Annotated in this window: 15 protein-coding genes and 1 pseudogene; all 16 read right to left on the bottom strand. The window is 34.5% G+C overall.

Features of this window, described 5'->3' with window-relative positions:
- Positions 1-48 precede the first annotated feature (48 nt).
- On the bottom strand, positions 49-1,584 hold the full coding sequence (locus GAN53_RS09000; RefSeq protein WP_151410735.1) for a helix-turn-helix domain-containing protein: 1,536 nt from the start codon (positions 1,582-1,584) through the stop codon (positions 49-51).
- An 81-nt stretch (positions 1,585-1,665) separates the two neighbouring features.
- Entirely contained in the window at positions 1,666-3,378 is a 1,713-nt protein-coding gene (locus GAN53_RS09005; protein WP_151410771.1) for a DNA topoisomerase 3, read from the bottom strand.
- Between the two features lie 94 nt (positions 3,379-3,472).
- Positions 3,473-5,017: a CD1107 family mobile element protein gene (locus GAN53_RS09010; protein WP_151410736.1), complete on the bottom strand. Its 1,545-nt coding sequence runs from the start codon at positions 5,015-5,017 to the stop codon at positions 3,473-3,475.
- Complete coding sequence (locus GAN53_RS09015; RefSeq protein ID WP_000817944.1) at positions 4,992-5,231, bottom strand: hypothetical protein; 240 nt, start codon at positions 5,229-5,231, stop codon at positions 4,992-4,994. Before GAN53_RS09015 ends, GAN53_RS09010 begins: the two co-directional genes overlap by 26 nt.
- An 11-nt stretch (positions 5,232-5,242) precedes the next feature.
- On the bottom strand, positions 5,243-7,375 hold the full coding sequence (locus tag GAN53_RS09020; protein WP_151410737.1) for a CHAP domain-containing protein: 2,133 nt from the start codon (positions 7,373-7,375) through the stop codon (positions 5,243-5,245).
- Between the two features lie 3 nt (positions 7,376-7,378).
- Positions 7,379-9,808, bottom strand: a complete 2,430-nt coding sequence (locus tag GAN53_RS09025) for a VirB4-like conjugal transfer ATPase, CD1110 family (protein ID WP_151410738.1) — start codon at positions 9,806-9,808, stop codon at positions 7,379-7,381.
- On the bottom strand, positions 9,720-10,109 hold the full coding sequence (locus GAN53_RS09030; RefSeq protein WP_151410739.1) for a PrgI family protein: 390 nt from the start codon (positions 10,107-10,109) through the stop codon (positions 9,720-9,722). The genes GAN53_RS09025 and GAN53_RS09030 overlap by 89 nt, the downstream gene beginning before the upstream one ends.
- A gap of 3 nt (positions 10,110-10,112) precedes the next feature.
- Positions 10,113-10,376, bottom strand: a complete 264-nt coding sequence (locus GAN53_RS09035) for a hypothetical protein (protein WP_000595839.1) — start codon at positions 10,374-10,376, stop codon at positions 10,113-10,115.
- A gap of 17 nt (positions 10,377-10,393) precedes the next feature.
- Positions 10,394-11,257: a VirB6/TrbL-like conjugal transfer protein, CD1112 family gene (locus tag GAN53_RS09040; RefSeq protein ID WP_151410740.1), complete on the bottom strand. Its 864-nt coding sequence runs from the start codon at positions 11,255-11,257 to the stop codon at positions 10,394-10,396.
- A 19-nt stretch (positions 11,258-11,276) separates the two neighbouring features.
- Positions 11,277-11,360: pseudogene (locus GAN53_RS09045) on the bottom strand (Maff2 family mobile element protein); the annotation flags it as partial.
- 3 nt (positions 11,361-11,363) lie between these two features.
- Positions 11,364-13,010, bottom strand: a complete 1,647-nt coding sequence (locus tag GAN53_RS09050; protein ID WP_151410741.1) for a recombinase family protein — start codon at positions 13,008-13,010, stop codon at positions 11,364-11,366.
- A 3-nt stretch (positions 13,011-13,013) separates the two neighbouring features.
- Entirely contained in the window at positions 13,014-13,238 is a 225-nt protein-coding gene (locus GAN53_RS09055) for a hypothetical protein (protein WP_007516568.1), read from the bottom strand.
- 154 nt (positions 13,239-13,392) lie between these two features.
- Positions 13,393-14,094 (bottom strand): replisome organizer, encoded by a 702-nt coding sequence (locus GAN53_RS09060; RefSeq protein WP_072469062.1) that lies wholly within the window; start codon positions 14,092-14,094, stop codon positions 13,393-13,395.
- An 87-nt stretch (positions 14,095-14,181) separates the two neighbouring features.
- The gene (locus GAN53_RS09065) at positions 14,182-15,177 is read right to left on the bottom strand and encodes an ORF6N domain-containing protein (protein ID WP_072469066.1); all 996 of its coding nucleotides are present in this window, start codon (positions 15,175-15,177) and stop codon (positions 14,182-14,184) included.
- 425 nt (positions 15,178-15,602) lie between these two features.
- Entirely contained in the window at positions 15,603-16,130 is a 528-nt protein-coding gene (locus tag GAN53_RS09075) for a PcfB family protein (protein WP_077074749.1), read from the bottom strand.
- A 184-nt stretch (positions 16,131-16,314) separates the two neighbouring features.
- The gene (locus GAN53_RS09785) at positions 16,315-16,488 is read right to left on the bottom strand and encodes a hypothetical protein (protein WP_192574109.1); all 174 of its coding nucleotides are present in this window, start codon (positions 16,486-16,488) and stop codon (positions 16,315-16,317) included.
- Positions 16,489-16,545: the final 57 nt, after the last annotated feature.

Consider the following 16,545-nt stretch of genomic DNA (forward strand, 5'->3'; position numbering starts at 1 on the left):
GGTTAGATTTTACTCTAATCACCTTTTGGTTCTATGATCTTATTTATTCTATTTCAGCACTATCCATTTACCTGATTTGGTAGAGCCTTCTCTTTTAATAACTCCATGAGCTTTAAGATTTCTTATATGGTATCGCACTCCATCTGCTGTTATTTCTTTAATCTCATTTGCTATCTGTTCCGCAGTAATACTTGGATTGTCTTTCATAAGAAGCACTATCTGTTCTTGGATGCTGTTTTTTTCTTTGGTAGTTTCTTTGGTAGTTTCTTTGGTAGTGCTACCATTAAACTCTTTCAAAAATTCTTCATTCACTCCCATCACTGCATTGGTATAGTTATCTTCTTCATTATCCGGATAAAACTTAAGCTCAGGAGAACCATTTTCTAATAGTGCATCCTTTGCACGTCTTATACCCGAACCATAAGACTCTATTAAATTAAGTGAAAAGAACATATCTTTAAGTTCTTTGTTAAGATACTGCCTTCGATCAAAAGTTCTATCCCTGTTAAGAGCCTCAATGGTTACAGGAGGGAGCGGTCTATTATGATTCACAAAAGAAATTCTGTCCTTGTAAATGTATATCCCAACATATTCAGGCGTATCGTATTCCTTATGCAAAATGGCATTTGTAGCAAGTTCCTCAAATGCTGTAAGAGGATAGTTATAGACAATCTTATGCTCGATTTTATTCGCTTCCCTTATGGTATATGAAGCCATAATATTATCTTCAAAATATTTGCTGACTTGCTTTGCCTGTATCCAAACCGGACCATCAAATTTCTTTGATTCCATTTTATCAGTTCCATCAATTTCTCTTATGATTTCAACATGGGCATTTGGAATAAATTTATTTGGTGTATCTGCAAACATCAGCACAGCAAAATTTTTAGCTCTATAACCGCCATACTCACTTTCACTGACAAGCCCCATACTCTTTGCCATATCCAGCTTAGACATTTCTCTAATATCTTTTTTTGCTCCTGTTTGAAGCAAATATTCTTTCATATATTCATAGCTTAAATCATCTATGGTAGCTGTATCGTTCAAGTTTGAGCTAAAAGAAAAGTTTGCAAACTTCTTCAAAAGTTCAAATTCTTCGGTTGGTTTAGGAAGCCTTGAATCTCTACCGACTCTAATATATCTTCCTGCCTTTAATCGAATATCTTTATCTTTTTCTGCCCTTTCACTTGTTTGAAACGGACCGTTACTACCACTTTCTACCGCAACTACGATATAGTATTCATCATCAATTTGATCCGTAATAATGTGATAGTTGATTTTAGGATGAATATTGGCAAGGAGCGATTTAATTTCATTTTCTATTCCCTCTAATTTTGCTTCCTTTATCCCTTCAATCGGTCTTTTAGGAATTGCTTTTTCTCCCGTTTCTTTATCATCGACTTCTTCAATACCAACAAACAACAAGCCTATCTCATTGTTCATATAGTTATTGGCAAAGGCACAAGCAGTTTTTAGAATTTTATCTTTAAAATTTGCCGACTTTTTATATTCGATAAAACTGCTTTCTATGTTTTGATTTTCAAGAATGTTATGAGCCATTCTTTTTATATCTAAAAGCTGCATAATACCTCCTCTTTTCAAAAGTTTTATCTGTATATTATACCATTTCCAGAGGATTTTCTCCACTCTGAAATCAGCAGGCACTTATTTGCGATATTTTAAAACCGCATCCTGTATCTCGCTTTCAATATCTTTCAGGAATTTTTCTTTGGAAGATTTCCCTTTGGCAATATCCGCTAATTCCATTTCCCACTTTGCAGTTGTTTTCGCTGACTTAAAGGTATCGGATACTATTGTTACAAGGCTGATCCCCTTATGCGTGGCAATCAAATTTTTCTTATCTCTTTCGACAAAACCCTTATAGATTAAGTTTTCAATAATTCCGGCTCTTGTTGCAGGTGTTCCAAGTCCCTTTCTTTCCACTTCTACACCTTTTTCTAAGGCTTCATTTCCTGCAATCTCCATATACTTTAGAAGCGTATCTTCAGTGAAGTGTTTCGGTGGTTGAGTAAATTTTTCTTTAATCTCTTTATTTTCAATACTTAAAACATCACCAATACTTACATCAGGCAATACAGCATCTTCACTCTTTTTTGATTTATATTCTTTAAGGTATTTGCTAAAGCCCTCGTCTCTAATTACCCTTCCTGAACTTGTAAATTCAAACCCGTCAAATTCAGCTACAATCTTTGTTGTGTTTTCCACTAATGGATAGCCTACACTTGCGTGAAGCTTATTAGAAATAAGCCTATATACTTTTGTTTCACTATCAGGGATACTCGATAAATCTTTACTCAACGAGCTTACTGTCGGAATAATAGCGTGATGATCCGTAACATTTTTTGAGTTGAATACCGTCTTGATACGCTCTGTATCAAAATCATTTTTCCCTAAAATGTTATTGACCGTACTTACAATCATATCTTCCGTTAAGCATCTGCTGTCTGTTCTTGGATAGGTAATTAGTTTCTTTTCATATAGGCTTTGAGCGTAATCAAGCGTCTGCTTTGCTGAATATCCAAAATATTTATTACACTCTCTTTGAAGTGTTGTTAGGTCAAAGGGTAAATCCGGCTTTGTAATCTTTTCTTTTTGAATGACATCAGTTATTTCAATATTATCGCCTATTAAATTAATAAGCTGCTCTGCGGTTATTTCATCACCAATTTTGTCTGTCGATAATGTAAAGCCGTTCATAGAAAGCTCTACGGTGTAGTATTTTTCTTTCTTAAAATTACTTATTTCTTCATCTCTTTTTACAATCATGTAAAGTGTTGGGGTTTGCACTCTCCCGACACTGTAATTTTGCTTATACAGGCAAGAATAGAGCCTACTGATATTCATTCCGACAAGCCAGTCTGCAATAGCTCTTGCCTGTGCCGATTCAAAGAGCTTATCGTAATCTTCACCATTCTTTAGATTGGAAAATCCCTCTTTGATAGCACTATCTTCCATTGACGAAATCCAAAGACGCTGCATTTTCTTTTTGCATTTAGCTTCGTTATATACCAGCCTAAAAATACTTTCTCCTTCTCTTCCCGCATCGCACGCATTGATAACTGTATCAATCTCCTTATCATTCATCAGTTTTTTAAGGATATTGAACTGCTTTTTTGTAGCCTTTGCCACTTCAAATTTGTACTCTTTCGGAATAATCGGTAAATCCGATATATTCCATTTCGCATATTTTTCATCATAAGCGTCCGGATTTGCCATCTGAATTAGATGACCTACGCACCAAGATACCTTATATCCATTTCCCTCATAGTATCCATCTTTCTTTTTTGTAGCTCCTATTACCTTTGCAATTGATATAGCTACACTCGGTTTTTCTGCTATCACAAGTATATGTTCCATGTATATTTTTCCTCCTGCTTTCATTGTAAAAGGGCGAAAGATTTTACTCTCCCGCCCTGCGTTTGCACCCATAACAATATATTTTAAGGTGCATTTATTCTTCATCATAAGCTTCTGTTTCTTCTGCTTCTCCTATTTCTTCCTCACTTTCTGCTTCCGAAAAGAAATCATCTTCTTCTTCCTCTAATGATTCAAGCTCCTTATCCTCTTTCTTTTTTACAACCTTAAAGTAATAACCTGCTCCTAATGCTCCGCCTATAACAAGAAGCAGAATAATGTATGTTCCTAAATTACTCTTTTCTTCTTTTTTCTCAGGCTTTACTTCTTCCTTAGTTGGCTCCTCTTTGCTAATCTCCTGCTTCGGAGCTTCTTTCTTTTCAACCATATTTAGAAGATCATCTTCAGATACTTCCGTTAAAAGCATTACATTTTCTTGTGTCTCATCGTGGTTGATGATGAGATGGAAGGTCTTACCGTTTTTCGTTTGAAAGGTAATAAACTGTCTTGCATCAGCAGAATACAGATCTGTTTCTTTGTTATCACCGCTATCCCCGTGATGAATTGGATAGTCCTTATTCGCATTGTCCTTATTTTCCGTAACGGTTCCTCTTGCCTTTGACGGAGCAGAAGCTACTCCCTTATTGGTATTTACAGTCTTACTTGTCCCGTCCATAGATGAATCCTGATTGTTATTGGCAGGAGCTTTCGGTGTCAGCTTATTAGGATAGCGAATATCTTTCTCTTTCGTTTCAGAATTACTTGTATCTTTTACAGTATTTTCTGAACTCGCCTGTGTAGTTGTGCTTTTTCCTGTGTTGTTTACAGGTGTTTGATTTGAAATGCCTGAGTTTGTCTTAATTCCGGAAATAGGGCTGTTCGGTGCAGGCGGATTAGATATTACGGGAGCCTTGTTTGCTTCGTTTGCCTTTTCCTCAAGCTCTTTAATCTTTTTATTCAGCTTATCCATTTCCTTCTTCATGTCTTCTGATAAGCCCTTATTTTCCTTATCTTTTTTCATTTTTTCTTTCAAGCTTTCAATCTGGGCTTCAAGTTCTTTGATTTTTTCTTTCTGATTATCGCTTAATTTGTCTTTATCCTTCATTTCGCTATTTAACTTATCAAGTTTTTCCTGAAGCTCCTTAGTATCTTTTTCCATTTTGGAAATATCATTTTTAGAAAGCTCTGTCTGCGTTGATTTATCTTCCGTCTTTGGAGTTTTCGTCTGCGAGCTTTCATCCTCTTTCGGCTTTTCGTCTTCTGTCTGAGTCTCTTTATCTTTAGCCTCAGTCTTTGCTACCTTTCGGATAATTTCATCATTTCCATCGCCTTTTACTTCATAAAATAGAAACTCATCAATAAATTTCATATTATCAGGGAGCATCGGCAGATCACCGCTGTCAAGAAGCTGTCCTTTCTCAGCCTTTATCTTTTCTTCCTTATAAACTTTTTCATCTTCAAAGATATACTTTACATTTACTTCTACTTGTGTTTGGACAGCTTTATCGCTTGTAGGTGCTTCCGCTAAGTTTTGCTCATGAGCATAAACAACTGTCCAAAGGCCCAAAAGGCAGCTTATACTTACAACGACTGCAAGTGCTGCTGTCCAAAACTTCTTATTCTTTTTCCAACTGGTTTTCATTTGACTTCTCCTTTTTCATTTCTACTCTTTGTCTGTTAACCTTTGCCATCAAATCACTGATTGTAATGTTGTTCTTTCTGCAAATGGCAATGATTTCTTCGTTTTCAAGTTCTTCTTCACGAATAAATAAAGGCTCCAATTCTTCATCAATCAGAGCCTTTTTATCCTTCAACTTCTTTATTTTGTTTTTCACTACCGTTAATTCTCGTTTCACATTGTTACCTCCTATTTCTTTACGTTTGGTGGGAATCCAAATCCTACGGGATGATGCTTGCAGAAAGACGCAATCCAATTGTCTAAAGTGGTTACTCTTATTCGTCCAATATTATCCATAACTTTACCATCTCCAATATAAATTCCTACATGACCATAGGTAAGTCCTGCTGTGCTTCCACTACTACTGCTTTCCACCGCTACAAGCATTCCCACCTTGAGTTTTGACCTGTCTGATGTAAAAGTATAGTTTCTGTACATATCGCAGGCATTTCCGCCAATATATCCAAGACCTGCATTTTGATAGACCTGTGAAACCCACATGGCACACCAGCCTGCACCTGGAGATGGCGTGATGTATGCAGCATTAACAATCTTCTTTTGAACTTCACTTGATGCTTCATACTCAACTCCACCACCTACGCCACCATTTGCACTGATAAGGTCAGAATTTCCAAAGGCTTCTCCCATATTTCCTTGTGCAAGGAATAAGGCTTCATAGTGCTTTAGGTTGTCTGGATAGTTTGCAAAGACCTTTCGGATAATGCTGTCCATCTCTTTTTTATGCAGCGTTACAATGAGCTTTTTATACTCATAAGGTTCTTCATGACTTTCAGTATATTCGTTGCCATCTTCATCGGTATAGGTTTCTGTAACTGTCCTGTATCTGATTTCAACTTCTTCCCTATATTCAAGGTCATACATGGACTCAAACAATTCTTTTAATATGGATTCTACTTCCGATACACTCTTTACCTCTCCACATCTTGATGTAATATAGGATAAAAGCTCATGGACATTATGACCAATATACTCTGTGTTATTTAAGATGTACTCGTCATAGCCGGGATAGTTATTTTTGACATGATCAACCTCATTTTGAAGCTCACTCTCCATAGCAGAAAAGCTCTGATTGATTTCATTTAGGACATTTGGCTTTGACAAATAGCTTGTTGTAAGAACAGAACTTGTGGAGTTCATAAAGCCTGTCATTCCCGTTCCTGCAAAGTTGATAAAGAAAGTTCCCAAAATAATAAGACCTATGAAAATAATCATAAGTCCCTTTGCTTTTCTTACTATAAATTTCTTTGAGCCTTTCAACGAGCCAATGAGGTTTTCTTTAATCCGATCTCTGAGTCTTGACTTATTCTCACGACGAATGGCTGCCTTTACCTGATTTTTCTTTTGAAATCTTTTATAGGCATTTGCTCTTTTATATTCATTCGTCTTTTTCAGGTTCTCTTTGGCATCACGAAATTCAAGCTTCGATTTTCGCTTCCTGATTTTATAGTCCTTATTTGTAAGATCGTATCCTTTCTTCGCCTTTTTCTTATCAGAATATTTCTTTATGCCATGAATGAGTTTCGAGCTTGCGTCCGCTGTCTTTTCTCCTGCTTCCACCCCTTTATTTTCATCACTTCCATGAGAAAGATAATCCCTTACGGTTTCACTTCCTTTAGCAAGTCCTGAAAGGGCAGATACCTTTACCATATCTTTCTTTAGCTTTTTCCTCTGCTCTTTAGAAAGGCTACTATGAACTTTTTCGCTTGCAGCATCTTTTCCAGTCTTTTTACCTTCAGATTTATTTTCCTTTGACGCATCTTCTTTTTTTCTTGTATAAAGGCTTTCGGTGTAGTTTTTCCTCTTATACTTTCTCTTTTTAGCCTCATGAGTTATAGAGGAACTTCCAAAAAACTCATCTTTTTTATGGAGATTATCATCCACATCATAGGTCGATTCAAAGTAGTCGCTGTCCCTAAAGTCATTATCGTATCTGTCTATAATCCCGTCATTATCAAGGTCTTTTCCTAAAGGATCATAGATTTTTCCATCCTTTACCTCCGTAATATAATCCGATCTTCCTGTTTCACTTACAGCAGCTACACTATCCTTATCAGAAGCTCTATATCTTGCGTTTCTCTTGGATGTTCCATAAGCCTTTTCATTATCAGAACTTACCTTGATTGTTTTCTTATGAACCTTGTCCTGAAATCTGTCTTTGTCATGGACGATTTTTCCTCTGTAATCATCGTTATGCTTTAGCTTACTTTCTTCAGATGTAGTGAATGTTTCACTATGGATCATTTCTCTTTCAAGACTTGCCTTATGCCTTTCCCTAAAATCCTTTTTCAGCTTTTTTCCCATAGGCTACCTCACTTCTTCAGGCTTGGTAGTCATCTTCTGATAGAGAATTGTATCTTTCGGGAACTTATCAAGGAAAGGAACAATGGTATTTCCAAAGAACAGTAGTCCCTCGCCCTCATTTGAGTTGGTAACATATCTAAGCTGAGGAAGTGAGATTTTAAGTTTTCTTGCTAAAATTTCTCTGTCTCCTGACGCTTGATTTAGCATTAAGACAAAGTCCGTATTATCAAAGATATTTTCAATTTCCTTACTCATAAGTAGGTCTTTGACATTTTGCGTAATACCTGTTGGAATACCTCCCCATTTTCTAAAACGCTTCCATATTTCCACAGAATAAGATGCTGTCTGCTCATCTTTTAATAGCAAGTGAAACTCATCTATATAGTACCTTGTAGCCTTGCTTCCTCTATTTTGAGATACTTTATTCCACACCTGATCCTGTATAACAAGCATTCCTATTTTCTTTAGCTGACTTCCAAGCTCTTTAATATCAAAGCACAGGAGTTTCTTATTTAAGTCCACATTTGACCTGTGATTAAAAACATTAAGGGAACCTGATACATAGATTTCCATCTCCGTTGCCAGCTTTTTACCGACCTTTTCTTCCTGTCCTTTTAACATATCGTATAGGTCTTGAAGTATAGGCATATTACAAGGTTCTGGATTTTCAAAATACCTTTCGTAAATCTTAGGTAAGCACCTGTCTATAACGGACTTTTCTTCTGCCGTAAGACCACTACCGCCTACTACAAGCTCCAGCATACTCATAATGAAGTTTGCTTTGTCTTTCAGTGGCGCATCCCCATCGCCATAGTTCATATTTATATCAAGGGGATTCAGGTAATCTTTGGACTTACTGCTGACTTTAATGACTTCTCCATTAAATTGTCTTACAAGGTTTCCATACTCTCCTTCCGGATCGCAGATAATCACATCATCGTCTGTTACTAAAATTGCATTTGCCATTTCTCTTTTTGCACTAAAGGATTTACCACTTCCAGGAGTTCCGAGGATTAGACCATTCGGATTTTTGAGTTTTTTCCTATCTGCCATAATCAGGTTATGGCTTAAGGCATTTAGTCCGTAATAAAGACTGTTACTTGAATTGATAAAAAGCTCCTCTGTGGTAAAGGGCATAAAAACTGCCGTAGATGATGAGGTTAGTCCTCTATCTATCTCAATCTTGTTTACGCCAAGAGGTAGCACACTCACTAAACCTTGCTCCTGCGTATGGTCAAGTCTTTTTATTTTACAATTGTGCTTATTGGCAATAGAGCTTATTTGAGAAATGGTGTTATCGAGCTTTTGCAGCGTCCTTGCAAAGTTCATAAAGACGATACTCACCACAAACATTCGCTCATCTCTTGTCTGTAAGTCCTTTAGGAGGCTTTTTACATCTTCTCCATAGGTGATTAAGTCCGATGGAAGAATGTCCATATCATAACCGCTTCTTACCGCTTTCTTATTTTCCTCAATCTTCATCTTGTCAATATCGGTATTTTTTCTCTTTACCATTTTAATAGCTTCCGATTGGTCGATTGCCTTAATATGAAAGGAAATATTGATGTTATCATCAATATCCAAAAACTCGGCAAGCATACGGTCTGAAAGCTCACTGGCAAGAATTTGAAAATGACTTACTGCCCCGATAAATTTTCCAAACTTAAAGTACCTTGAAGGCGTGAAGTTAAATTCATCAGGTACAATGTATTTTTTAGTGCTTTCCCTTTTCCTCAGATTTTTGTATGAAAACTCAAAGGTCTTATTGGGATTTAATATATCGTGAAGAATCTTGAGTCTTTCTTCCCCACTTAAACTTTCCGCACGAACTCCCATACTCTTTAGATTAGATAATATATCTATCTCCAGTCTTTCGAGTTTTGATGTTGCCTGCTCTAAATTATCCGCTTCTACTGTAAATGTTACATACTTTGATTTTTTCAGTCCGTTATTTCCCTTTACAATCTGGCTTTTAAGCATCTCTCTAAACTCAAGACGTATATCGTCAAAACCGTCCTTTTTATCCGGTATCTGAATTGCCGACTTCATTTCTTCGTTTCGTCCAAGTTGATTGATATATGAAAACTCAATACTGATACTTGGATCAAAGGAGTTTAGAAAATTTGCAAACTGATTAAAAATCAAGTCTCGATCTTCATCTAAGGCAAGTTGGTAGTTAATATCCTGAAAGGCTATACTTTTACTAAAGTGCTTTTCGTCAAGCTGACATATACCGCTTTTTAAGAGTCTAAGATAGGGAATGGTATCTTCGACAGTATATCTTTTTGGTTCTTTTCTAAAAATAAGGTCAAGTAGCCCGCCTTTATCTTTTTTAGATTTTCCCTTATTTTTCTTTAAGTTCTGTCTTTGACTTCTTAACATCTTTTTGTTTTGTTCTAACTTTACCTGCTGAATCTTTCTTTTGTCTTTCAAGGTAAACCTCCTTTCTCACTCTTTTTTGTGGCTGATAAAACTTATGAAGGTAAATATATTTAAAATATTTCTCAAATGTCAGTCCGTCCTTTTCAAAAAGAGTGATGAAAAATATAGGGAGTGTGGACACAATGAGAAATATGACGGCTATATCATTTGGAACGACCTTTCGCATAAATAAATAGACTGGTAGTCCTACCAGTCCTGCGAGTGTGAAACCTATCATCTGCCTTTTGGTTAAGTTAAAAGCTACCTTTGTTTTTACCTTCTTTAGGTCTTTTGGGATTGGTACATACGCCATAACTTACCTCCCATCTTCTTTTTCCTTTGAAAGCTCTGCCATGTGTTCATAAACAGAGCCGATTTCTTCCTGAATGCTTTCTATCTGTTTATCTGTATTTTTGTTATATCTTTCCTGCAAAATACAAAAATCATTATGGCAGCGACCGATGTCTTTTGTTCTTTCTTCCAAGTCATTGATCTTGCTAAAAAGTTTGATTCTATCAATCACCGCTATAACACCTGCTCCGATTACTACTGCTGTAAATACTGTTTTTCTTTTGATCATCCTATCCTTCCTTTCTGTTAGTGTGCATTTAATACGCTTTTGGCCAGAGTTCCGCTCTTTAGCATCATTAGTCCCAGCAAAACCGCATATCCAAGTATCGTCATGGTACTTGTGTGTATATCTGTTATCTGTACTGTCTTAACTAATACTGCGTATATTCCAAGACAAACCATTAAAAAGAGTCCTTGTAGCCCAAGTGCAAATAGTCCTTTGATATAGTTTGTTCCAATTTGTCCCCACTCTTTGTTTCCCATTGTGGCAAATGGAATGGCTGAAACCGATGAGTAAACATAAATCTCAAACATTCTTCCGTAAACCACAAGCATGATTACAATGGAAATTACCTCTATGGCAACCTTTATGAGTGAGGTTTCAAAGAGAATCATGACAAGCTCTCCAAGCCCCTTTTCTTTTAAGGTATCCATCATTGCCACTATCTGATCTCCGGAAACGGTGGCAGAGGTATTGATTACCCCTGCCGCTTTGTTTACCATGTGCTGTGCCACATCAAAGACCGCCATTGAAAACTCAAAAGCATGAGATACTAACCATACAGCAATCCACATCTTAATGATGTACTTAAAAAATTCAAAGGTGTCCGTATCATGCATATTGTTCTTTTGCATTACCATATTGATAAGCTCAATACAAAGGACTGCTGTGATGATTAGTCCCGCTATGGGAATAATGACGGAATCGTTAATGCTTTTGATAAAGGCAAATACATCTCCGTTCCACCCCATAGGAGTTTTTCCTACATCTGTTGCAACTGCACCAACTTTATCGTTGATGTCAAGAAACATGGACTCTAAGTTTGCTTGGATACCGCCCAGTAGAAGTTCCTTAAAAAATTCTTCTATCTTGTCGAATATTCCAAACATCTAAGCTCTCCTTTTCTTCTTACTTGAGTACATTGGCAAGAAGTGGAATCAGCTTAAGTCCGATAAGGACAATACCGCCTCCTGCCATAAGCTGCTTTATGCCTAATTAGAGATTGTAAAATACTTGTAGTGTGTCTGTATTTCCTATGAAATTGTAGTAAATATCAATTGTTTGGGTGATTTCTCCATTCACTACTTCTTTTTCGTGAACATAGATTTTTGAGATGAGTTCGTTTAAGGTTTCTTTGTCCAGCTTCTTTATATCCCTATGTTTTTTTATGAGTTCAATCCATTTTTTGACATTAATATCTTCAAGATCTTCTTTAACAATCAATTTTTGATTATCTTCTATTCTTTGGTTTAGATAGTCTTGTTCGTTTTGTGATTTTTCAAGAATTTTTTGGAAGTTGCTTTCACTTATCTTGTTATCTAGCCAGTCATCATATAGTCTTTCAATCTTTTTAGTTAAGTCTTCTACTCTTATCTGATCTTCGTAAATCTTATCCATGATAAATTTTTGTTCTTCTTCATTATCAATTTCTCGTGATTTTTCAAGTGCTTTTATAATTTCTTTTTCGTCTTTTAATGCTATTTCTGCATTATTTCTAATATCTTTAAGCACTATCTCATAAAGAGTATCGTAATAAATTCTATGTTGACTACATAATGACTTTCCGTATCTTCTATAAGTGTTACAAGTGAGTAACTTTTCTCTTTTTTTCGATTTGTTTCTTCCAAGATTTAAAGATTTTCCACAATCGGGACATTTCACAATGCCTGCAAATATGCTTTCTTCTCCATTTTTAAATGGTCTTCTCCTGCTCTTTAATTTTTCATTTGCTATATTATAAATATCTTCAGAAATTATTGGTTCGTGTGTATTTTCTACTATTATCCATTCCTCTTTAGGTTTATCGGATAACCAACCTACTTTGAATTTATAATTAACTTTTTGACTAGCAATATGACCAATATAAACTGGGTTTTCAATAATTTCTTTTAGGGTTGTGCAGTCCCACCAATACTCTCCACCATCTACGGTCATTTCTAACTTAGTTTTTTTATTTCTAAGTCCTTTTTTTCTATTCCACCAGGTAGGTGTAGGTATTTTTTCTTCAAAAAGTCTTCTCCTAATTGCTTGTACTCCATAACCACTAAAAGCAAGATCAAAAATTTTTTCAACAATCCATGAAGTTTCATCATCGATTACTAATTTATGTGGATCATCATTGTCTTTCCTATATCCTATTGGAGCAAGACAACCAATAAATTTTCCTTGCCTTGCCCTTGTCATATAGGCAGATTTCATCTTTTTGGAAACATCTCTTGAATAAAACTCGTTTAAAACATTTTTAAAAGGAACTATTTCATTGTTTTCTTGAAAGGTATCTACTCCATCATTTAAAGCTATATATCTGACATTGTTCTTTGGGAAGAAATTTTCTGTATAGTACCCAGTCTGCAAATAGTTTCTTCCAAGTCTTGATAAGTCCTTAGTGATTACTATATCCACTTTTTTATTTTCAATATCTCTAATTAGTCTTTGAAATGATGGTCTATTTGTATTTAATCCAGTATATCCATCATCTATATATACATCGTAAATACTCCAACCCCTTGATTTTACATAGTTTTCTAAAAGTTCCTTTTGGTTTTGTATGCTGGCACTCTCTCCTTTCTGCTCATCATCTTTAGATAGTCTGCAATAAATTGCAGCTTTGAATGAAAAGTGATTTGAATTTGTTTGTATCATTTCCTATTCCTCCTTATTTGAGTTTTCGGAAATAACACAACTTTCTCTAAAACTATTTTTATTATAGCACTCTTTTTTATTACTATCAATATTATATTTGTTATACTCAATTTCATTAGTATTATTTAATTTGCTTGATTTTTTTATTAGTCTTAGAAAAGCGTCCGTATCTGTTCTTCTATCATCATAATTTCTTTTTACAATGTATTTTGTTTGTCTTTTTGTCATAGCTTATCCTTTCATACAATAAAAAAAAGGCGATTAGATTTTTAATTTTCTAATCGCCTTTTAAGTGTCATATTTATCTTTTTATTATATCTGGCATACTTTGATACCTTTTTAGACTTAAAGTCTTTAATAATGGCTTTCCACCTCTTTTTATCTATAAAGATTCTCCTACATCATAGTTCATTTTTTTGTTTAAACCTTTCTGTGTTAGTTTTTCTTTATCTTCTTCATACCATTTTAAGATTGTCGCATAGTGGTTTTGATAGGTCTTACCACTGCTTTCCATGTATCTTGATAGTTTATTTATCATTATTTCTGTGTGTGAGTTTAATTTTTCTTTAAGATTCTTATATTCTTCTTTGCTTAACCTTACATTTTTGAATTCTCCATAAAAGATGGGGGTGGACTGTTCTTCTCTCCCCTTATCTATACTAACCTTATCTAATCTACCCTTATCTATACTGGGTTGACCACTTGACAACCTTTGGTTAACCAGATGACAACCATCTTTTTCTTCTAAAATATATGCTCCATTTTCCGTTTGATAAAGCTGTTGTTTCTGCTCTATATACATTGTTGGCTTATATCTGTCTTTTCTAATATAGTTATTTATCTTCCAATGAGTAATGACGATTATTCCCTGATCAAAGACTATCACAAAGCCTTTGGCAATAAGTATTTTCAGGTCATCTTCATTAGCCCCGATAATTTTGATGATTTTCTTAGGATTATTTACAAAACCATCATCATCTGCCCTCATTGATAAATGAAAATACAGACATTGACTACTTAGTGGCATATCCAAAAATAAGTCGCTATCCACTATCTTTAGTGAAAACATTCTTTTATCTGCCATGCTCTCCTACCTTTCTTCAAATAAAAAAAGACGATAGTTTTTAATTCTACCGCCTTGTGTATTGCTATGATTTAACATAATTATATATTAAATTTTTAAGTCTTTATTATTTAACATCTTACTAAACATATCATGGTACATATCTTTAGAAGATTCTTCTATCTTGGTAATACTTGATATTTTATTTCCCGCATCCTTTGACGAAGCTCCGCAAAGATAAAAGGCTTCATTTTCTGTTCCAAAGTCTATTGCTATATATCTATCGTGATATTTTTTACCTGCTATCTTCAGTTTCAGGTCTATATTAGGATAGTCTTTTCTAAAATCATCTAAGATATTTTTTGTAAGCATATCCTTGTTCTTGACATTATCACTAAAGACTACGATTTGAGTCTTATCTCTTGCAGCTCTTAAAAGTTCTAATGTTTTAAGTCCGATATAGTTATCTATTACATAAATGCTTTTCTTTGCTGATTTATATATTTTTGTATAGGCAACATCAGCTTCTATCTTATCTCCATTCATCAAGAGGAAATGTTTATATGTTTCCGGGTCTATAAAATTATCCATTACCTTTTTTAAATCTTCTTTAGTAGCCAATGTGTTAATCTTACTATCTATCCTTGCAATATCATTTGTGTTTTGATTTGTTTGAATTGCTATTTGAACTAATTCCTTTGAGCTGATAAAATCTTGATTTTTAATGATGAAGTCTTTCATCTGCTTAAACATTCGTATTAAAGCCTTGCTCTGTCTAACGGCAAGTTCTCCTCTTAATACAGTCATAAGCATATAAATACCCTGCTCTGTAAAAGCATAAGGTAGTTTTCTACGACCGCCCCAACTTGATGTCGATTTTTTCGATATCAAGTTTTCAAACTCTGATTTCGTCAACTGAAACATAAAATCATCATCAAATTTCTCCGAATTGTTTTTTACTTGCTCGTTAAATCTTGTCGTTGTATATCCATAGATTTCAGCAAGCTCAAAATCAAGCATAACCTTTTGATTTCTTATATAGTAAATCTTACTTTTAATTGTAGTTTCATCTATAACTACAATTTCCTTGTTTTGTTCTGCCACAAAATTCACCTCCTATATATTTTTGGGGCTACAACTTGTAGCCATTTTCTCTTTATTTCATTTAGTTTACAGCTCTTAAGCCAATTATCCATAATATTTTCAAAGTCTAATTTCTATAATTATACCAAAAATGTTAAATCTTTTCTATCTCTCCCTCTCTCTCTTTATCTATCTCTATATCTTTCTCTATCTCTTGTCGGACATGGGTTGGACTCATTAAGGACAATGTCCTCTGTTTATTTTGTCTGTGAAAAATTCTTCTTTCAATTTTATCCAATAATATATTTTGTTTGTTGCCATATCTGCTCCTTTCTTGATTTTCGATAATCGAAATTCTTGATTTCCGATTTTCGAAATTCTGGACTTCTGCTTTTCGGAAGTCTAGTTATTATGGTTATTTAAGGGTGTAACTTTTCGTTACTCCCTTAGATTTCTCTGGTCATATCTTTTTTACTTGGTTTTACTTTTTCTTTTACTTTCCTTTTGACTTTCTCTTTTGTCTTATCCTTGTTCTTGGATAGGTCTTTGTATTTCTTTATTTGTTTTAGGATACTTTCTTTTTCTTTTTTATTTTCTTTGACTATGACTTGTTTAAAGGCATATTCCATTACTTTTATGTCTTTGGCTTGGAAGAATATTTCATAGTTTTGGCTTTCTTTGTTTTTCATTACTGAGAAACTTACTCCAAGTTTGTTTAGTTCTTTTTTTAAGTCTTTGAGGTCGCTTTGATCTATACTTATATTTTCTAGTTGTCCTTTCTTGTAGAGGTCTTTTATTTTCATTTCATCGCCCATAAGACTTTTGAGGTTTCCGTTTGCTTTTTCTAAAGTATCATTCATCTTTTTTCTTATTTCTTTGTCTAAGTTGATTGTTTCTTTTGCTGCCTTTATTGTGTATGTTATTATGGTTTGTGCTGCTTGACCTGCTTCTTTGCTTATTTCTTCGTTTATCATGCTTTTATCTCCTTTGTTTGAATTAAAAAAAGGGAAGTATAGGCTTTAATTTTTCTATACTTCCCTTTGCTTGTTTTTATTTGGTTGTTCTTGGTGGTGGAATGTTTTATTTTGATGTTTTTATAGCTTACTTAAGTATTTGTACCTTTTCTTGTTTTTCTGCTCTTATTTTGCTTTTCCACCTTTAGTAGTTTGTGTGTGTTCTTTTGTCTGATAGATAGTTTTTCATGTTGGAATATATAATCTGTATTTCTTCATTGTTCATTGCTTTTATTTCTTCTGTGCTTTTATAGGTTTTGTATTTTCCATCTTGATCTGCTTTTATGAGTTCATCTATTAGCTCTTGCCTTTTATTCATCTCTATTACCTCCTAGTTCTGCCTTTATTTTCTTGGTCATATTATAGCTTGGATAAG

The organism is Anaerococcus sp. Marseille-P9784 (assembly GCF_902500265.1).
Classification (GTDB): Bacteria; Bacillota; Clostridia; order Tissierellales; family Peptoniphilaceae; genus Anaerococcus.

Coding starts and splice junctions, on each gene's coding strand:
- GAN53_RS09000 (WP_151410735.1), bottom strand. CDS start 1,584: ATGCAGCTTTTAGATATAAAAAGAATGGCTCATAACATTCTTGAAAAT.
- GAN53_RS09005 (WP_151410771.1), bottom strand. CDS start 3,378: ATGGAACATATACTTGTGATAGCAGAAAAACCGAGTGTAGCTATATCA.
- GAN53_RS09010 (WP_151410736.1), bottom strand. CDS start 5,017: ATGAAAACCAGTTGGAAAAAGAATAAGAAGTTTTGGACAGCAGCACTT.
- GAN53_RS09020 (WP_151410737.1), bottom strand. CDS start 7,375: ATGGGAAAAAAGCTGAAAAAGGATTTTAGGGAAAGGCATAAGGCAAGT.
- GAN53_RS09030 (WP_151410739.1), bottom strand. CDS start 10,109: ATGGCGTATGTACCAATCCCAAAAGACCTAAAGAAGGTAAAAACAAAG.
- GAN53_RS09035 (WP_000595839.1), bottom strand. CDS start 10,376: ATGATCAAAAGAAAAACAGTATTTACAGCAGTAGTAATCGGAGCAGGT.
- GAN53_RS09040 (WP_151410740.1), bottom strand. CDS start 11,257: ATGTTTGGAATATTCGACAAGATAGAAGAATTTTTTAAGGAACTTCTA.
- GAN53_RS09050 (WP_151410741.1), bottom strand. CDS start 13,010: ATGATACAAACAAATTCAAATCACTTTTCATTCAAAGCTGCAATTTAT.
- GAN53_RS09055 (WP_007516568.1), bottom strand. CDS start 13,238: ATGACAAAAAGACAAACAAAATACATTGTAAAAAGAAATTATGATGAT.
- GAN53_RS09060 (WP_072469062.1), bottom strand. CDS start 14,094: ATGGCAGATAAAAGAATGTTTTCACTAAAGATAGTGGATAGCGACTTA.
- GAN53_RS09075 (WP_077074749.1), bottom strand. CDS start 16,130: ATGATAAACGAAGAAATAAGCAAAGAAGCAGGTCAAGCAGCACAAACC.
- GAN53_RS09785 (WP_192574109.1), bottom strand. CDS start 16,488: ATGAATAAAAGGCAAGAGCTAATAGATGAACTCATAAAAGCAGATCAA.